This is a genomic window from Actinomadura kijaniata, assembly GCF_014138665.1.
GTDB lineage: Bacteria > Actinomycetota > Actinomycetes > Streptosporangiales > Streptosporangiaceae > Spirillospora > Spirillospora kijaniata.
In genome coordinates, this window is sequence record NZ_JACJIA010000001.1 from 1,046,744 (window position 1) to 1,061,741 (window position 14,998).

Here is a 14,998-nt window from a genome sequence, read left to right on the forward strand (position 1 = left end):
TCAATCCCATTTCGGCGTCATGACCCGCTCGACGGCGGACACCACGGCGTCCAGGTCGGCGACGAGGCCGATCAGCACGCTCCAGGTGCGCCACCAGTACGCCCACGTCCCGTCGGGCAACGGCGCGGCGTCGATGGGCTCCGTGCCCAGCAGGCGCGGCACCCCGCTGACCTCCACCGCGTGCGGACGCCCACGGTCGGGCTGACGGATCGCCGCCCGCAGGCCCGTGCGCGCCACGATCGCCGCCTGGAGCGCTTCCAGGTGGCGCATGCGCGCGGCCTCCTCGTTCTCGTTCCGGTCCGCGCGCCTCTCGATCTCGCGCACCACGGCGTCGAGACCGTCCACGTGACCGATCAGGTGGTCGGAGGCGTCGAAGAAGTACCCCCACAGGGGCGGATCGGTGTCCTCGATCGGAGCGGCCGTGACGCCGAACGCCACGTCGTCGCGGCGCTTCACGAGCACCCGGGAACGGCCACTGACCTCGGCGCGGTGCCGGGTGGTGGCGTTGATCCGTTCGGAGAGGGCGAAGAGGAGCCGCTCGCGGAGCGCGGCCTCATGATCGACGGGGTGCCGGGGCACGTCTTTCCTTCCTTGGGGAGAGGCGGTCAGCAGGTGGACTGGATGCCCCACGCGCAGCCCGTGGGCAGACCGTCGCGGGAGACGAGGCGGCCCTCGATCAGCCGCACGGCGTCGGTCAGGGCGAGGCTGGTGGGACGGGGTGTCAGGCGGTCCGTGATCCGGTGCGCGGCTCCGTAGAGGTCGAACGCGGGGGAGATCCGCTCGTTCCACGAGAAGAACCACCAGAGCACGCCGCTAGGCGGGTCCTCGGGGTCGCGGAGGGTGATGTGGCCGGTCCAGTCCGGGTGCCGGGGGTTCTGGACCCACACGCAGCGGCCGGGACGGCGGAACGGCGCGGGCGGGGCGTCCCTGACCTTGGCGATCATGCCCTCGTCCACGAGGGCGGTCGCGAGCTGGAGCAGCAATTCGTCGTTGTTCGGCATCGCTTTTCCGGGGGTGGGTTCCGTTTCGTTTGCCGGACCCAGCGTCGCGCCACGATCTAAGCTGCGAAATAAGGAACGGTGTGAGTTCTCAGGAATGCCACGGCTGGAGCCCCCTATGCCTGCGCCTGTCCCGATCGACCCGCGTTCAAGCCTTCGCGCCCAGTTCGCGCACACGTTGCGCGCGATGCGGGAACTGCGGGGCCTCTCGCAGAGTGCCCTGGCCAAAGAACTGATCGTGACACGTGAGGTGATCGCCAGCTACGAGAACCAGCGCAATATGCCGGATCGCGAGTTCTGTGTAAAAGCGGACGAATTCTTCGGATCCGGTGAGGTGTTCCAGGGGCTCTGGCACCACATGCAGCGCGAACACGTGGCGTCATGGTTCGAGCTGTACCTGCCTCACGAGGCCGAGGCCACCGCGATCCGCACCTTTCAGCCCGCCTACGTTCCCGGACTGCTCCAGACCGAGGCGTACATGCGGGCCGACGCGCGGTCCCAGACTCTCGGAGACGGCTGGATTGTTCAGCGCCTCGCACGGGCCGAAATGCTGCGGCGCGATGACCCGCCTCACCTGTTCGCCGTCATGGACGAGTCCGTCATTCTCCGGGCCGTGGGTGGAGCCGCCGTCATGCGTGAACAACTCGCACACATACTGGACATGGCGAAACGGCCTCACGTGCACGTCCAGGTAGTGAGGATGATGGACGGGTGGTACTACGGCCTCGACGGCGCGGTCGTGGTGCTCTCCAAAAGGGATCAGACTGGGGCGGGCTATGTCGAAGCTCAGTTCGGTGGAAGACTGATCGAAGACCCTGTCGAGGTCAGCCGTTTGGGATTGAGGTTCGACGAGATCAGAGGCCAGGCGCTGAACGAGCCCGACTCGCTCGCCCTGATCCGACGCGTGATGGAGGCCATGCAGGATGATCCAGTGGCGGAAGAGCAGCCGTAGTCAGGGCGCTGGCGAATGCGTTGAGGTCTCGGTCAACGCTCGGCAGGCCACCCTGATCCGGGACAGCAAGGACCCGTCCGGCCCCCACCTTGCGTTTCGCCACGATGACATTGCCGGACTGTTCGCTCGCATCAAGGACGGCACGCTCGACCTCTGACGAACTCCTCAACGACCCCGGCGGTGGTATTCGGCTGGATACCATCACCGGGGCCGTCGAGTGTCCGGGTGATGTTCGCGTGGTCTCAAGCGTCGGTGACCAGGCGGCGAAGCGCGGCGGCGGCGCGGGCGTTCGCGTCGGCGTAGGCGACCAGCTCGCGGGTGAGTTCGGTGACCCACGCGTCGATGGAGACCTGTTCGCGGGAGAGCACCACCCCGCGCACCTCGTGATGCACCTCGGGGACGAACCTGTCACGCGTGTCGGTCAGGTACAGCGTGGTGTCGCCGAGCCGTACGATCACGCGGCTCACCCGCCCGTCACGTCCCCGCATCCGGTCGCCCAGCGAACGGGCGCGTTCCACGGTGACGCAGCCGGGCGGCAGAGCGTCCCTCAGGGTGGTGGTGAGCACCTTCGCGTAGGCGCTCACGTCGGCCGAGTCCTGCCGCAACGCGGCGGCCACTTCGTGGAAACCGTCCATGGCGGCGGTCATCAGCGGTCCAGTCCCAGCACCAGTTGCGGCTTGGCGATCGTGTGGTCGTCGCGCAGCGGCCTCACCGCGGTGCCGATCGCGAAGAACTCCATCGTGTGCCCGCCCCAGCGGTGGTGAAGCTGGTCGAGCGCCACTCCGACGATGCCCTCGGCCCGCAGTCGCCGTCCCTCGGCCTGGATGCGCGCCATCGCCAGCTCCCGCGCGTCGTACAACGCCTGGGTGAACTCCGGGATCTCCGTGTTCTGTCCGGCGCTTCTCAGCACCGCGGCCATACGGCGGTGCGCGACGTGGTAGACGCAGGTCCCCATCACCATGCCCACCGGCGCGTACCCGGCCTGGACCAGCGTCCAGAAGTCCTGTCCGCTCAGATTGGAGGTGAACGGCTGGTTCCTGTTGTTGCGCCAGGTGGTGGTCTTGTCCTCGGCCTTGACCGCCGTGCCGATCGCGACGAATTCGGCGATGTCGTTGCCGAACTCCCGGAACTCCACGCGCAGCCGGACGCCGACGACGCCGTCGGCGCCGAGCTGGTCGGCCTCGGCCTCCATGCGGGTCATCGCCAGCTCCCGGGCGTGGTACAGGGCGTTGGTGAGCTGTTCGAGCTCCATGTTCTTGCCCCACCGGCCGAGCTGGACGCCGACGTGGTAGACGGAGCTGCCCAGGACCAGGCCGAGCGGCCGGAACCCGGCCTCCCGCACGAGCAGGAACTCGTTGACGGACAGGTCGCTGGTGAACAGCCCGTCGGGCTCTCCGGGGCGGAGTTCCGCCAACCGGGCCATCGCGTCGGCGGGCACCCCCTGGGCGGCCGGGTCCGTCATTCACTCCTCCTGGTCACAGTCGCATGAAGGACAGCGAGCGAGGCGGCCGGTGGTCCGTCCGGAACGCGGTGATCGAGGTGCCGACGAAGGTCGACTCCACCATGTGGTCCTCACCGCCCGCCGGGCAGGATCGTGCCCACGTGGTGAGGCCCGCGGTCGACAGGACGGCGCCCTCCGCGCCGCTCCGCCGGACATCGGCGGCAAGGCGCCGTCGGGCGTCGTGCCGGGTGCGCCGGACGAGGTCGGTCAGGCCCTCGACCTCCTGCGCGGGGGCGCGGGCACCGGTCTGCTGCTCGGTCCGCTCGTCGACGTGACGTACCCCGCTCGACGCGCCGAGGACCAGATCGACCGGCACCCAGCCGGAGGCGATCAGCTTGCCGAACTCCTGGCCGGACACATGTGACAGGAAGACCCGTCCCGGCCGGACCGGTCCGCGTGCCCGCACGGCGGTCCCGGACGCCCGGAACTCAAGCTGGTCGGGGGCGTCCAGGAAGGGGACGACGTCCAGCCGTACGGACACGATCCCGTCGCCGCCGAGCGACGCGCACTCGGCGGCCATCCGCTCCGTGGCGGCCCGCCGGGCACGGTGGAAGGTCCTGAGGTACGTGTGGTGACCGCCCGCCGCGGTGCCACTCCCCGTCGTGATGGTGACCGAGGTGGGGAGGGACCGACCGAGACGGTCGTGGGTGGGGAGGGGACGACCGGAGCGGTCGTACTGGACAGCCCGGGGCGCGGGGCGATAACCGCATTCGTAGGGACGGTCGTACCGCCGGCCGAGGTCGTGGACCGTGCTGTCCATGACCGCGCCGACGGGCTCGAAGCCCGCGGCGCGCAGCGCGGCGAACTCGTTGACCGACAGGCCCGAGGTCCAGGTGCCGCCGTCACGGGCTCGCGCCCCGGGAGGCAGGTCGCGTGAACCCCACTCCGAGGTGATCACCGCCACAGAATCGCACGCCTCCGGCGGACGGCGCCATATCGAAGTGCCGGGACCCGCGTCGGGGGTCAGCCGCCGCCACGCGGATCGAGTGCCGTTCCCGCGATGGGCGCGTCGGTGGCGGGGCGGGTGCGCAGGCTGCCGACCATCATCTCGATGAGCCGTTGGTAGCTGGTCTCCAGGTCCTCCGGGAGGCCGAACCCTCCCGCCGCCTCCAGCACCGCGAAGCCGTGGACGGTCGAGCGGAGGCGGCGCGCGGCGTGGATGAGGTCGGCGCCCTCCAGACCGTAGCCCCGCAGCACGGCCAGGAGGACGTCCAGCAGCCGCTGCGAGGCGGCCTGGACGCGGGGGTCGGGGTCGGGCGCCTGCTCCATGGCCCCGTAGCGGCCGGGGTGGTCCACCACGTACGAGCGGTAGGCGCGCATCAGGGAGTGCACGGCGTCGTCGCCGGAGCGGCCCACCGTGGCGGCGGTGAGCCGTCCGGTGAGCTCCTCCAGCACCCGCGTCGTCACCAGCCTCCGCAGCTCGGCCAGGTTGCGGACGTGCTTGTACAGCGACGGCGTCGCCACGCCCGCGCGGGAGGCGACGGCCGCCAGCGTGAGGGCGGCCGGGCCGCCCTCGTCCACGATGGCGACGGCGGCGTCCACCACGCCCTCGGTCGACAGCCCCACCCGCGGCATCAGGCGGCCTCGGCGCGGCGGCCGGCCAGGAAGTCCAGCACCGCGGCGGCGGTCTCGGCGGGGAACTCGGTGTGCGGGTAGTGGCCCGCGCCCTCGATGACCAGCGTCCGGCTGTCGCCGCCCAGCTCCCCGGCGATCGTGGCGGCCTCGGCGCGCGGGTCCTTGAAGTCGGGGCTCTCGCCGCCCATGACGATGAGGGCGGGCGCGGTGACCCGGGACAGGCGGCCCGCCAGGCTCGCCTTGTCGTTCAGGCCGATCGCGGTGACCGCCCGCATCCGGCCGCGGGTCCCCGCCCTGACGGCCTTGAGGTGGTCGGCGAAGTCGGCGGGCTTCGGGCCCTTGTGCAGCGACCTGTAGTACATGGCCCACAGCGCGGTGCTGCTCAGGATGACCCTGGCCAGGCCGCGCGTCAGCGGGTTCATCGCGACGGGGCGGGTGAACGCCTCCAGCAGCACCACGCCGTCCACCAGCTCGGGGTGCTCGGCGGCGAGCCACACGGCGGTGCCGCCGGAGAACGAGTGGCCGACCACGGTCGCCGGGCCGCCCAGGTGCCGGATCAGCGCGGCCAGGTCGCGGCCGGCGGCGGCGTTGTCGTAGGCGTCCCAGTCGGCGCTGGACTCGCCGTGGCCGCGCAGGTCGGCGGTGGCGATCCGGTACCCGGCGGCCGCCAGCTCCGGCGCCAGGCGGCGGTAGACCGCGCGCACGTCGCCCATCCCGGGCAGCAGGACGACCAGGGGGCCGTCGCCGGTCACGTCGTAGGCGATACGTCCACCGGGCAGTTCGAGGTGCTGGGTCATCACCGACTCCTTAAGGTTGATAGCCTTAAAGCTAATGCCATTAGCCAGTGCTGTCAAGGCATGCCGAAGGGCGCTCACCGGATTCACCGAACGGAAGGTCGGCGTCGGAGACCTCGACCTCCACGCCGCGCCGGGCGGCGATCCGGGAGCCGTCAGCGGGCGGCGGGCCAGAGGCGCCGGAAGCGCACCTGGCGGAGCGTTCTGCCGGGGGACCGCAGGTCGAGCAGCAGGGCGTCGCCTCGGTAGGTGCCGGTCACCTCGACGTCGGTGCCGTGGATGCGGTCCCTGGTGGAGAACCCGATGTGGCGGCCGTCGCGGGTGTAGCGCGTGGCGTGGACGCCCGCCGGGAGAGGGTCGGGAACGAGCCAGGTGGCGATCAGCGCCGCCTCGGCGGGACCGGGGGCCGGTTTGACGAGCACGTCCAGGACGGTGCCGTCCGGATAGAGGCGGAACACCCGCACGTCGGCCGCGAAGATCCCCTGGGGCGCGCGTCGTGAAGTCATCTCGCGGCCAACGTAGCCGCTCCCGGCCCGGTGCTCCCCCGGACGGGGGACCGTCTCACCCCCGCAGGGGATGATCATGCCCCGGCGGAGTTGCGATCTTTGTCGTGGATCGGGCCGCCGGCCCGCCGGAGCGAGGGACCCACGATGAACGCTGTGATCGATCAGCCGGTGACCGCCAGGCGGCCGCGCGACGCGTGGCGGGCCGCCCACGACCCGGTGGCCGGGGTCCCCCGCTGGGCGCGGATCGCCGCCTTCGCCGTCCCGTTCACCGTGCTGCCGGCCGGCCTGTGGCGGCTGCCGGCCGCGTTCGACGAGGGGAGCGGGTTCGGCGAGTGGGTCTACGTCGTGTTCCTGACGGTCCTGTCGGAGGCCCTCGCGTTCACCACGATCGGGCTGGTCGCCCGCTGGGGCGAGGTGGTCCCGCGCTGGGTGCCGTTCCTGCGCGGCCGCCGGATCCCGCCGAGGGCCGCGATCATCCCCGCGACCCTCGGCGCCGTGGTGCTGACGGTCCTGTGGACCGCCGCCTGGGTCGCCGAGTTCGCCGGGGTCACCCTCCGGGGCGAGCCGATCCCCGCGAACTTCCCCACGCGGGCGGGTGGCTGGAAGGCCGCGACCTACTACGCCTGCTACCTCCCGCTCCTGCTGTGGGGGCCGCTGCTCGCCGCCGTCACCTTCGCCTACGCCCGGCGCCGCCGCGAGACCGCCTGACGGCGGCCCGGCGGGACGGGGAACAACCGCGGACGCGTCCCGGTTGTAGAGGGTGGTCGGTGTGCCTGGTGTCCCCGGGCCTCACCTTTCGCCTTCGCGGAGTTCCGTCCGGCTGGAGCCGCGTTGTGCCTTTCGCCGAGAGGCGACCCGCACACCGGCCGTGAACGTGACAGGGCCCCGCCGACGACGGTCGGCGGGGCCCTGACGTTTTTCGCGGCCCCGGTGGAACACGGGAAGGGCCGAGCACGCTGCTTTTATATCGATCTCCATATCGATAGGTGATCCATATCAGTATTGGACACATCGTTTCGGTTTCTGGTCTGCTCTCCGCCATGACCTTCCACTTTCGTCTGCGGGGCCGCCTGGGCCTCGCGGTGATGACGGCGTCCGCCCTGCTGGCCGGTTCCGCCTGCGGCACGAGCGCTCCCGCCGCCCGGACGGGGGCCGCCGTTCCAGTCGCCGAGACCGCCGCCACGGCCACGCCGAAGACCAGGTTCGCCTCGAACGCCGACCTCGAACGCACGCTGCGCGAGCTCGAGACGTCCTACCAGGGGCGCATCGGCGGGGCGGCGATCGACATGAGCACGGGCAAGGCGGTCGGCTACCGGCCGCACGAGATCTTCGCCATCAACTCCACCTTCAAGGCGTACGCGTGCGCCGCGGTCCTGCGCAAGTCGCGCGACAGCGACCCCGGCCTGATGGACCGGGTGCTGCGCTGGAAGACCGGCGACCTGGTGCCCCACTCCCCGGAGACCGAGGAGTACACCGACACCGGCATGACCCCCGCCCAGCTCTGCCGGGCGACGGTCACCAAGAGCGACAACCTGGCGGGCAACCTGCTGCTGAAGCAGATCGGCGGGCCCGCCGGGATGACCGGCTTCTTCCGCTCCATCGGGGACCCGGTGAGCCGCCTGGACCGCTACGAGACCGAGCTCAACGTGTGGCGGCCCGGCGAGAAGCGCGACACCACCTCCCCCGCGGCCGCCGCGGGCAGCCTGGCGCGGATCACCGTCGGCGACGCCCTGGACCCCCGGGACCGCAAGCGCCTGATCGGGTGGCTGCGCGGCACCGTCACCGGTGACACGCGCATCCGGGCGGGCCTGCCCAAGGACTGGACGGTCGGGGACAAGACCGGCACCGGCGGCGCGGACAACCACGGCACCGCCAACGACGTCGCGGTCGCCTGGCCGCCCGGGGCCTCCGCCCCGATCGTCATCACGGTCTATACCCACCGCAACGCCAACGGCGTCGAGCACGACGACAAGGTGGTCGCCTCCACCGCCACCGCGCTGGCCAAGGCCCTCGGCAAGCTCTGACCCACCCCCGCCTCCCCCGGAACGCGCCGGGGGAGGCGGTAGGGGCCGATAAACCCGTGGCCCGCTCGCGGGGCGTCCGGTTAGCCTCGCGCGGTGATGTACGAGCATCCGTTGGCCTACCTGCTGGGCATCGAGGGCATCGCCCTACTGCGCGCGTTCGTCGGGGAGGGCGACCGGGACTTCGTCGAGGCGCGGCTCGCCGAGGTCCGCCGGTTGCTGGAGAACGAGGAGCTGGCGGGCGCGGGCGTCGAGGTGCGGCGGCTGGACACCGTCGAGGGCTACCGCGCGTGGGCGGGGACCTACGACGATCCGGGCAACGCGGCGTTCGCCGACGAAGCGGTGGTCGGGGAGATCGTCGACGGCCTCCCGGCCGGCGTCGCCCTGGACGCCGCGTGCGGCACCGGCCGGTTCGCGCGCTCGCTGGCCGGGCGCGGGCACCGGGTCATCGGCGTGGACAGCTCGGCCGCCATGCTCGACGTGGCGCGCGAACGCGTTCCGGAGGGCGAGTTCCGGGTCGGCGACCTGCGCGCGCTGCCGGTGGCCGACGACGGCGTGGACCTCGCCGTCTGCGCCCTGGCTCTGACCCACGTGCGCGACCTCGGGCCGGTGATGGGGGAGTTCGCCCGGGTGCTGCGGCCCGGCGGGCACCTGGTGGTCTCCGACGTCCATCCCGAGGCGGTGGCGCGGGGATCGATCCCGTCGCTGCGCGACGCCGGGGGGCGGCCGGCGCGGCTGGCGTCCCACCGTCACCTGGTCGGGGACTACCTGCGGGCCGCCCTGGCGGCGGGACTGCGACCGCTGCGCTGCGAGGAGCCCCGCCGGGCGGCGGCGGGGGAGCGGCCCGCGCCGACCGGGACGCTCGGCCCCTGGGACCTGTGGCCCTGGTGCCTGAACGACCTCGTCCCCGAGGCCGCCGAGGCCGCCGCCGCGCCCGCCCTGCTCATCTGGCACTTCCAGCTTGACCTCAAGTCCGCTTGAGGGTGGAGGGTCGTTCCCCTACGGAACGGAGGCCGGGGATGTCGGTGGTGGAGCAGGTGCGGGAGCGTTCGGCGGGGCTGGCCGACCGGGAGCCCGACGAGCCGTTGGACGACCTGCGGCCGCTCGCGGCGATGGTCGGGGACGCGCGGGTCGTGGCGCTGGGGGCGGCGTCGCGGGGCACGCGCGAGCTGGCGGTCCTCGCGCACCGCGTGGTGCGCCTGCTGGTCGAGGAGCGGGGCTTCCGGTCGGTGGCGCTGGAGGGCGACGATCCCGTCCGGCTCGGGCTGGCGGCCCATGTCACGACCGGGGAGGGGGACCCGCGCCGGATGCTGGCCGGGGCGCGGCCGTTCCTGCGGACCGAGGAGGTCCTCGCCCTCGTGCACTGGATGCGGGCCCGCAACGCGCGGCATCCCGGCGACCCGGTGCGGTTCGCCGAGATCCCGGAGCGACCGGCGCGCGGCGACGGGCTCGCCGGGCTGGAACGGGACCTCGCCGACAACGTCGACTGGTGGCGGGAACGCTCCGGCGACAGGATCGTGTACTGGGGCGGCATGGCGCACACCGCCGTCGGCGACCCCCTCACGCTGACGCAGGACGCGTTCGTGGGGACGCACCGCACCATGGGCGCTCACCTGCGGGAACGCCTGGGGGACGGCTACCGGTCGATCGGGCTGACCCTCGGACGCGGGACCGCCGGCGTCACCCTGCCCGCGCCGGACGCGGGGTTCGCCGGCGCCGTGCTCGGCCGGGCCGCTGCGGGGCGGGCCGGTTACGTCCTGGACCTGCGGGAGGAGCACCCCGAGCCCCTCCGCGCATGGCTCGGTTCCCCGGCGCGGACCCGGCTCGTCGGGCCCTCCTACGACCCCGCCCGCGACGCGGCCTTCCACCTGTCGGGCGGGGCGCTGCGGGACTGGTTCGACGCGGTCGTCCACACCGAGGAGGTCACCTCCGCCCGCTTCCTCTGAGCCGCCTTGGCCAAGGCTTGATCATCGCGGTGGGATCCGCGGGAGCCCCGGCGGGAACGCTTCCCCCGTGGCTGCACCGATGAGAGCGGTTCTCGCGTCGGTCCTGGTCGCGGCGGCGCTGGCGGGCTGCGCGCAGCGCCAGGGCGGCCGGGCCGCCGCTGCGGCGACCGCGGTGCTGGCGTCCGCGCAGCGCGGGGACGGCGCGGGGGCCTGCGCCGGGCTGGTGCCGAGCGCGGCGCAGAGCCTGGAGACGGAGGGCCGGTCCTGCGCCGAGGAGATCGTGAAGCTGGGCCTGCGGTCCGGGCCGGCCGACGGGGGAGAGGTCTGGGGCGACGCCGCGCGGGTGCGGGTCGGCGCCGACACCGTCTTCCTGTTCCGGTGGGGCGACGGCTGGAAGGTCGCGGCGGCCGGATGCCGCCCCCGCGCCGGGCGGCCCTACGAGTGCCGGGTGCGGACGTGAGGGAGGGGACGTGCGGGTGGTGTTCGCGGCGACGCTGCTGCTGGTCGGCGGCGGGCTGACGTACATGACGGTCATCGGGTTGCTGCACCGATGAGGTTCCTCAGGGACAACGCGCTCACGCTCCTGTTCCTCCTGCTGACGGTGCTCGCGCTGGTCGGGCAGGCGTTCAGCGGGCTGGCCGACCAGAACGAGGAGCAGACCGCGCGGGGCGCCCCGGAGACGACGCTGCCCGACTACGTGACCAGCTCGTCGTTCGCGGTGGACGTGGCCGAGAACTGGCAGTCCGAGTACCTCCAGTTCTTCCTGTTCATCCTGGTCACGGTGTGGCTGGTGCAGCGCGGCTCGACCCAGTCCAAGCCGCCCGGCGAGGAGGGCGCCGAGTCCGACGAGGAGCAGAACGTCGGCGAGCACGCCGGACCCGGCTCCCCTCCGTGGGCGCGCGCCGGCGGGCCGCGCGGCGCGCTGTACTCCCGGTCGCTGGGCCTGGTCATGGGGGCGACCTTCCTGTGGTCGTGGCTCGCCCAGTCGGTCGCCGGCTGGGCCGCCGACAACGACCGGAGGCTCGGTGACCTCCAGGACCCCCAGGGCTGGGGCGACTACCTGCGGTCGCCCGACTTCTGGAACCGCAGCCTGCAGAACTGGCAGTCGGAGTTCCTCGCCGTCGCCTCCATCGTCGCCCTGTCGATCTACCTGCGGCAGCGGGGGTCGCCCGAGTCCAAGCCGGTCGGCTCGCCGCACGACGCCACCGGCGTGGAGGGATAGGCGCGGTCACAGGGCCAGGGCGGCGGCCCAGGCGATGTAGACGGCGTTCACCGCGATCCGGGCGACGGCCCCGGCGCGGGTGTCCAGGAAGCGGGCGTCCCCGCGCGCGTGAACGAGGGCGTCGACATGGGAGACCATGTAGCCCGAGATCAGCAGCGCCGCCGCCGAGGCGCCGAGCGCGCGGGTGCCCGGAACGAGCACGAGCGTCCCCGCCGCCGCGTCGAGCCCGCCCGTCACCGCCACCAGCGGCCCCGCCCAGGGCATCCACCCCGGCACCAGCGACCGGAAGTACCCCGGTGTGATCCAGTGCATCGCGCCCGCCCCGACCAGCAGGCATCCCAGCGCCATCGCCGCGATAGTTTCCATGGCGTGATCGTCCAGCCGGCCGGGGCGCCGGGTCTTGAACGAACCGGGCGCCGCCTGCGCGCGTCCGGCCCGGTGACCGTCTTCGCCGAGGACGGCCCGGCCGCCGTCACCCGCCACGCGCACCCCGCCTGGAAACTCGTGCTGTGCGCGTCCGGCCACGTGGAGATCGACGGCCGGGGGCGGGCGCCGGGCGTGCTGGTCCCGCCGCGGCTCCCGCACACGGCCGCCACCACCGGCCCCTACACGGCCGTGTTCCTGGACCCCTGGCAGATCTCCCGGCCGTACGCCCCGCTGCCCCTGGACGAGCGGACGACGCGCCGCCTGCTGGCCGCCGACCCGCCGGACCTGGCCGCCGCCCTGGGACGGCCCGCCGTCCTCGACCCCCGCCTGGCCCACGCCCTGGACCATCTCGCCCACGCCGCCCGGCTGGAGGACCTGGCCGCCGAGGTCGGGCTGTCGGCGCACCGGCTGCGGGCGCTGACCCGCTCGGCGGTCGGCGTCCCCCTGGCACGGCTGCGCCAGTGGGCGCGGCTCCGCGTCGCGGTCACCGCCCTGGCGGACGTGCCGCCCGCCGACGCCGCCCACCTGGCGGGCCTCGCCGACCAGCCCCACCTGACCCGGCTGTCGCGCGGCCTGCTCGGGCGCACCCCGCGTTCCCTGGTCAGCGCCCCGCCAGCGCGTCGATGACCGCCAGCACGTGCGCGTCCGGCGAGCGCACCTCCCGGTGGTCGAACAGGTGGGGGGAGGGCGTCGGGTCCTCGCCGCGCTCGGCGAGCCCCCGCAACAGCTCGCCCGCGACCGCCGTGCGGTCGCGACCCCGGTGCGCGATCAGCCTCTCGCGCAGCTTCGCGTACGCCGCCGCCATGTCGGGCTCGGGGAAGGTGACGCCCGCGGCGGAGAGATGCTCCTCGTGGCGGTCGCCCCACAGCGTCCACCGCCACTCCGGCCAGCGGGCCGCCGCGCGCTGGAACGAGCCCCACAGCGTCTGGGTCGTCCACACCCCCACGTGGCGCTCGTCCACGTCGAAGTGGATCCCCGCGTCCGGGAACCGGAACGCCACGCCCGCCGCCTCCTCCGGCAGCATCCCGACCAGATCCGGGCCGTGTTCCAGCAGGTCCGACAGGTCGTTCTCCAACGCGTAGGCCCGCCCGCCGACGGTCACCGCGCAGCACGGCCACCCGTCGGGCGGCTCGCACGGCTTCGGCGGCTGCGCGTCGTCGGGATCGTGGTCGCGGACGCTCGCGGGGTCCCCGCCCACGTGGGAGACCAGGTCGCCCTGCCCGTCGTGGGCCCACCGCACGTCCCAGCCGGGCCAGGTCCGCCGCAGCACCTCCCGGATCGCCCTCCACTCGCCGTGATGCTCGATCTCCAGCAGGTGGTACAGCAGCACCCGCCGGTCGTGGTCGATGACGGCCCCGCCCTCGCCCCACACGTCGTCGAGCCACCCGTCCGGCCCGACCGGCCGCTGCGCCTCGGCGAACGCCGTCGCCGCGTCCGGCCCCGGCAGCAGGTCCAGGTGCAGTTCGAGCGCGCCCCAGTGCGAGTAGTACAGCCGCCAGGACCCGTCCCGCACGACCGCGTAGTTCGCCCGTTCACCCACGCGCCCCGCTCCCCAACACGTCGATGACGGCCAGCGCCGGGGAGCCCGCCCGCGTCCGCCGCCGCAGCTCCTCGTACGCCCCGGCCATGTCGGGCTCGGGAAGCTCCAGGCCCGAACGCACGATCTGCTCCCCGTAGCGGTCGTTCCACATCGCCCACTCCCAGCCGGGCCGGTGCGCCCGCGCCCGCTCGTCCGCCCCGCGCACCGGCTGCACCGTCCAGAACCCCGCCGAACGCCCGGCCATGTCGAAGTGGATCCCCGACTCCGGCAGCGACAGGCACTCGGTCACCCGTGCCCCCTCCGGCAGCGCCCCGACCAGGTCCACGCCCCGCGCGAGCAGGTCCGAGAACGGCGTGTCCAGCGCGTAGGCCCGCGTTCCGCCGGTGTCCGCGACCGTCACCAGGCAGCCGACGAAATCGGCGGTGCCGTGGGACGCCCACAGCGGTGACGGCGAGGACCCGTCGCGGACGACCGCCCGGTCACACCCCACGTACGCGGCCAGGTCGCCCTGCCCGTCGAAGGCCCACCGCACGTCCCACCCGCTCCAGACGCGCCGCAGCGTCTCCCGGACGGCGGCCCGCCACGCGTAGTCGTCGATCTCCGTCGAGTAGTACAGGAGCCGCCGCCGGTCATGGTCGACCAGCGCGGCGGCCGCGGCGAGCCCGTCGCCCAGCCACCCCTCGCCCCGCCGGAACCCCCCGAACTCGCGGGTGGCGGCCTCCGGCCCCTCCAGCAGGTCCCCCTCAAGCCGGGGCGCGCCCCGCCGCGACTCGTGCAGACTCCACGTCCCGTCCCGGACGATCACGTAGTTGGCCCGGTCGGCCACCTCGCCCCTCCTCGCTCCCGCCGCCCCTCACGCTACGAGGCGGATCCTCCAGGCCGCGAACCGTTTTCGTCCACGTAGAACGAGGCCACGGCGGGCTGCCCGGTGTAGTTCGGCCCCACCTGATCGTCGGCCCCCCGGTAGCGGTAGGGGAACGCGACCTCGCGGCGGCCCCGCAGGCTGACGCGACGGCGGCGGGCGTCGTGGACGAAGCCGTTCGCGCGCAGTTCGGCGGCCAGACGGCGCGGGCTTGGGACGTGGACGCCGCGCGCGTCGAAGTCGGCGACGAACAGCCCGTCCGGCGCCAGCCACGACGCGACCCGCGCCAGCGTCCCGAGCTTGTCGCCCACGTAGTGCAGCCCGTGCACGCAGGTGATCAGATCGAACGCGCCGGGCGGTTCCCACGCCGCCACCGACGCCGTCACCAGTCGCAGGTTCGCCGGTGGCACGGCCGGAAGGAAGTGGTCCACCAGATCGACGCCGACGATCTCGGTGTCGGGCAGCAGGGCGGCGGCCTCGAACAGCGCGCGCCCGGTCCCGCAGCACAGGTCCAGCCAGCGCGCGGGGCGGGCCGCGACGATGTCCACCCCGAGCCCGCGGGCGTAGCCGCGCAGCGTGCGCTCGCGGTTCATGGCGTTGTTGGCCACCACCGGGGAGCGTTCGAGGGCGTCGTCGTCCAGCAGCCGGGTCATCC

At 73.4% G+C, this 14,998-nt stretch carries 21 protein-coding genes; 9 read left to right on the plus strand and 12 right to left on the minus strand.

The features are described from left to right. Positions 1–579, minus strand: coding sequence for a hypothetical protein (locus tag HNR61_RS05015; protein WP_182841840.1), 579 nt, complete (start codon positions 577–579; stop codon positions 1–3). 26 nt (positions 580–605) lie between these two features. Next, positions 606–1,001 carry a hypothetical protein gene (locus HNR61_RS05020; protein ID WP_182841841.1) on the minus strand — a complete coding sequence of 132 codons (396 nt, stop codon included), beginning with the start codon at positions 999–1,001 and terminating at the stop codon, positions 606–608. A gap of 115 nt (positions 1,002–1,116) precedes the next feature. Here HNR61_RS05020 and HNR61_RS05025 point away from each other — a divergent pair, with 115 nt between their 5' ends. Both HNR61_RS05025 and HNR61_RS05030 read left to right on the plus strand, forming a co-directional pair. Beyond that, positions 1,117–1,950, plus strand: coding sequence for a helix-turn-helix domain-containing protein (locus HNR61_RS05025; RefSeq protein WP_281400302.1), 834 nt, complete (start codon positions 1,117–1,119; stop codon positions 1,948–1,950). Further along, the gene (locus HNR61_RS05030) at positions 1,922–2,107 is read left to right on the plus strand and encodes a DUF397 domain-containing protein (RefSeq protein WP_067813216.1); all 186 of its coding nucleotides are present in this window, start codon (positions 1,922–1,924) and stop codon (positions 2,105–2,107) included. The genes HNR61_RS05025 and HNR61_RS05030 overlap by 29 nt, the downstream gene beginning before the upstream one ends. Positions 2,108–2,192: 85 nt before the next feature. Here HNR61_RS05030 and HNR61_RS05035 read toward each other — a convergent pair whose 3' ends face one another. The 6 genes from HNR61_RS05035 to HNR61_RS05060 all read right to left on the minus strand — a co-directional run bounded on the left by HNR61_RS05035 (position 2,193) and on the right by HNR61_RS05060 (position 6,326). Further along, positions 2,193–2,597 carry a hypothetical protein gene (locus tag HNR61_RS05035; RefSeq protein ID WP_182841843.1) on the minus strand — a complete coding sequence of 135 codons (405 nt, stop codon included), beginning with the start codon at positions 2,595–2,597 and terminating at the stop codon, positions 2,193–2,195. Beyond that, positions 2,597–3,412 (minus strand): heavy metal-binding domain-containing protein, encoded by an 816-nt coding sequence (locus HNR61_RS05040; protein WP_182841844.1) that lies wholly within the window; start codon positions 3,410–3,412, stop codon positions 2,597–2,599. The genes HNR61_RS05035 and HNR61_RS05040 overlap by 1 nt, the downstream gene beginning before the upstream one ends. A gap of 13 nt (positions 3,413–3,425) precedes the next feature. Further along, positions 3,426–4,349 carry a heavy metal-binding domain-containing protein gene (locus tag HNR61_RS47325; RefSeq protein WP_182841845.1) on the minus strand — a complete coding sequence of 308 codons (924 nt, stop codon included), beginning with the start codon at positions 4,347–4,349 and terminating at the stop codon, positions 3,426–3,428. Between the two features lie 65 nt (positions 4,350–4,414). Next, positions 4,415–5,026, minus strand: a complete 612-nt coding sequence (locus HNR61_RS05050) for a TetR/AcrR family transcriptional regulator (protein WP_182841846.1) — start codon at positions 5,024–5,026, stop codon at positions 4,415–4,417. Then, positions 5,026–5,823: an alpha/beta fold hydrolase gene (locus HNR61_RS05055; RefSeq protein ID WP_182841847.1), complete on the minus strand. Its 798-nt coding sequence runs from the start codon at positions 5,821–5,823 to the stop codon at positions 5,026–5,028. Before HNR61_RS05055 ends, HNR61_RS05050 begins: the two co-directional genes overlap by 1 nt. A gap of 152 nt (positions 5,824–5,975) precedes the next feature. Further along, positions 5,976–6,326, minus strand: coding sequence for a hypothetical protein (locus HNR61_RS05060; RefSeq protein WP_182841848.1), 351 nt, complete (start codon positions 6,324–6,326; stop codon positions 5,976–5,978). Between the two features lie 144 nt (positions 6,327–6,470). On the opposite strand from HNR61_RS05060, the gene HNR61_RS05065 reads away from it, so the two are divergent. The 6 genes from HNR61_RS05065 to HNR61_RS05090 all read left to right on the plus strand — a co-directional run bounded on the left by HNR61_RS05065 (position 6,471) and on the right by HNR61_RS05090 (position 11,515). Then, a complete protein-coding gene (locus HNR61_RS05065; protein WP_182841849.1) occupies positions 6,471–7,034 on the plus strand; it encodes a hypothetical protein in 564 nt (187 codons plus the stop codon). 332 nt (positions 7,035–7,366) lie between these two features. Continuing rightward, positions 7,367–8,350, plus strand: coding sequence for a class A beta-lactamase (gene bla, locus HNR61_RS05070; protein WP_246441957.1), 984 nt, complete (start codon positions 7,367–7,369; stop codon positions 8,348–8,350). Positions 8,351–8,446: 96 nt separating this feature from the next. Next, complete coding sequence (locus HNR61_RS05075) at positions 8,447–9,328, plus strand: class I SAM-dependent methyltransferase (protein ID WP_220509051.1); 882 nt, start codon at positions 8,447–8,449, stop codon at positions 9,326–9,328. Between the two features lie 38 nt (positions 9,329–9,366). Continuing rightward, complete coding sequence (locus HNR61_RS05080; RefSeq protein ID WP_182841851.1) at positions 9,367–10,293, plus strand: erythromycin esterase family protein; 927 nt, start codon at positions 9,367–9,369, stop codon at positions 10,291–10,293. A gap of 79 nt (positions 10,294–10,372) precedes the next feature. Next, positions 10,373–10,753, plus strand: a complete 381-nt coding sequence (locus HNR61_RS05085) for a hypothetical protein (RefSeq protein WP_182841852.1) — start codon at positions 10,373–10,375, stop codon at positions 10,751–10,753. Between the two features lie 90 nt (positions 10,754–10,843). Beyond that, a complete protein-coding gene (locus tag HNR61_RS05090) occupies positions 10,844–11,515 on the plus strand; it encodes a DUF6766 family protein (RefSeq protein ID WP_182841853.1) in 672 nt (223 codons plus the stop codon). Positions 11,516–11,521: 6 nt separating this feature from the next. On the opposite strand, the gene HNR61_RS05095 is transcribed toward HNR61_RS05090, so the two are convergent. Continuing rightward, positions 11,522–11,881, minus strand: a complete 360-nt coding sequence (locus HNR61_RS05095; RefSeq protein WP_182841854.1) for a DoxX-related protein — start codon at positions 11,879–11,881, stop codon at positions 11,522–11,524. A 3-nt stretch (positions 11,882–11,884) separates the two neighbouring features. On the opposite strand from HNR61_RS05095, the gene HNR61_RS49825 reads away from it, so the two are divergent. Then, complete coding sequence (locus HNR61_RS49825; RefSeq protein ID WP_220508896.1) at positions 11,885–12,568, plus strand: helix-turn-helix domain-containing protein; 684 nt, start codon at positions 11,885–11,887, stop codon at positions 12,566–12,568. Here HNR61_RS49825 and HNR61_RS05105 read toward each other — a convergent pair. From HNR61_RS05105 to HNR61_RS05115, 3 genes are read right to left on the minus strand one after another with little or no spacing between them, the layout of a single operon-like run. Beyond that, positions 12,543–13,481, minus strand: coding sequence for a hypothetical protein (locus HNR61_RS05105; RefSeq protein ID WP_182841855.1), 939 nt, complete (start codon positions 13,479–13,481; stop codon positions 12,543–12,545). The genes HNR61_RS49825 and HNR61_RS05105 overlap by 26 nt on opposite strands. Continuing rightward, entirely contained in the window at positions 13,474–14,307 is an 834-nt protein-coding gene (locus HNR61_RS05110) for a hypothetical protein (protein WP_182841856.1), read from the minus strand. Before HNR61_RS05110 ends, HNR61_RS05105 begins: the two co-directional genes overlap by 8 nt. A 32-nt stretch (positions 14,308–14,339) precedes the next feature. Beyond that, on the minus strand, positions 14,340–14,996 hold the full coding sequence (locus tag HNR61_RS05115) for a class I SAM-dependent methyltransferase (protein ID WP_182841857.1): 657 nt from the start codon (positions 14,994–14,996) through the stop codon (positions 14,340–14,342). Between the last annotated feature and the right edge of the window lie 2 nt (positions 14,997–14,998).

What these genes read in the sequence shown, in the direction of transcription:
- HNR61_RS05065 (WP_182841849.1), top strand. Translation starts at nt 6,471, where the DNA reads ATGAACGCTGTGATCGATCAGCCGGTGACCGCCAGGCGGCCGCGCGAC.
- HNR61_RS05055 (WP_182841847.1), bottom strand. Translation starts at nt 5,823, where the DNA reads ATGACCCAGCACCTCGAACTGCCCGGTGGACGTATCGCCTACGACGTG.
- HNR61_RS05115 (WP_182841857.1), bottom strand. Translation starts at nt 14,996, where the DNA reads ATGACCCGGCTGCTGGACGACGACGCCCTCGAACGCTCCCCGGTGGTG.
- HNR61_RS05080 (WP_182841851.1), top strand. Translation starts at nt 9,367, where the DNA reads ATGTCGGTGGTGGAGCAGGTGCGGGAGCGTTCGGCGGGGCTGGCCGAC.
- HNR61_RS05095 (WP_182841854.1), bottom strand. Translation starts at nt 11,881, where the DNA reads ATGGAAACTATCGCGGCGATGGCGCTGGGATGCCTGCTGGTCGGGGCG.
- HNR61_RS05075 (WP_220509051.1), top strand. Translation starts at nt 8,447, where the DNA reads ATGTACGAGCATCCGTTGGCCTACCTGCTGGGCATCGAGGGCATCGCC.
- HNR61_RS05050 (WP_182841846.1), bottom strand. Translation starts at nt 5,026, where the DNA reads ATGCCGCGGGTGGGGCTGTCGACCGAGGGCGTGGTGGACGCCGCCGTC.
- HNR61_RS05020 (WP_182841841.1), bottom strand. Translation starts at nt 1,001, where the DNA reads ATGCCGAACAACGACGAATTGCTGCTCCAGCTCGCGACCGCCCTCGTG.
- HNR61_RS05060 (WP_182841848.1), bottom strand. Translation starts at nt 6,326, where the DNA reads ATGACTTCACGACGCGCGCCCCAGGGGATCTTCGCGGCCGACGTGCGG.
- HNR61_RS05090 (WP_182841853.1), top strand. Translation starts at nt 10,844, where the DNA reads ATGAGGTTCCTCAGGGACAACGCGCTCACGCTCCTGTTCCTCCTGCTG.
- HNR61_RS05040 (WP_182841844.1), bottom strand. Translation starts at nt 3,412, where the DNA reads ATGACGGACCCGGCCGCCCAGGGGGTGCCCGCCGACGCGATGGCCCGG.
- bla (WP_246441957.1), top strand. Translation starts at nt 7,367, where the DNA reads ATGACCTTCCACTTTCGTCTGCGGGGCCGCCTGGGCCTCGCGGTGATG.
- HNR61_RS05085 (WP_182841852.1), top strand. Translation starts at nt 10,373, where the DNA reads ATGAGAGCGGTTCTCGCGTCGGTCCTGGTCGCGGCGGCGCTGGCGGGC.
- HNR61_RS05030 (WP_067813216.1), top strand. Translation starts at nt 1,922, where the DNA reads ATGATCCAGTGGCGGAAGAGCAGCCGTAGTCAGGGCGCTGGCGAATGC.
- HNR61_RS05035 (WP_182841843.1), bottom strand. Translation starts at nt 2,597, where the DNA reads ATGACCGCCGCCATGGACGGTTTCCACGAAGTGGCCGCCGCGTTGCGG.
- HNR61_RS05025 (WP_281400302.1), top strand. Translation starts at nt 1,117, where the DNA reads ATGCCTGCGCCTGTCCCGATCGACCCGCGTTCAAGCCTTCGCGCCCAG.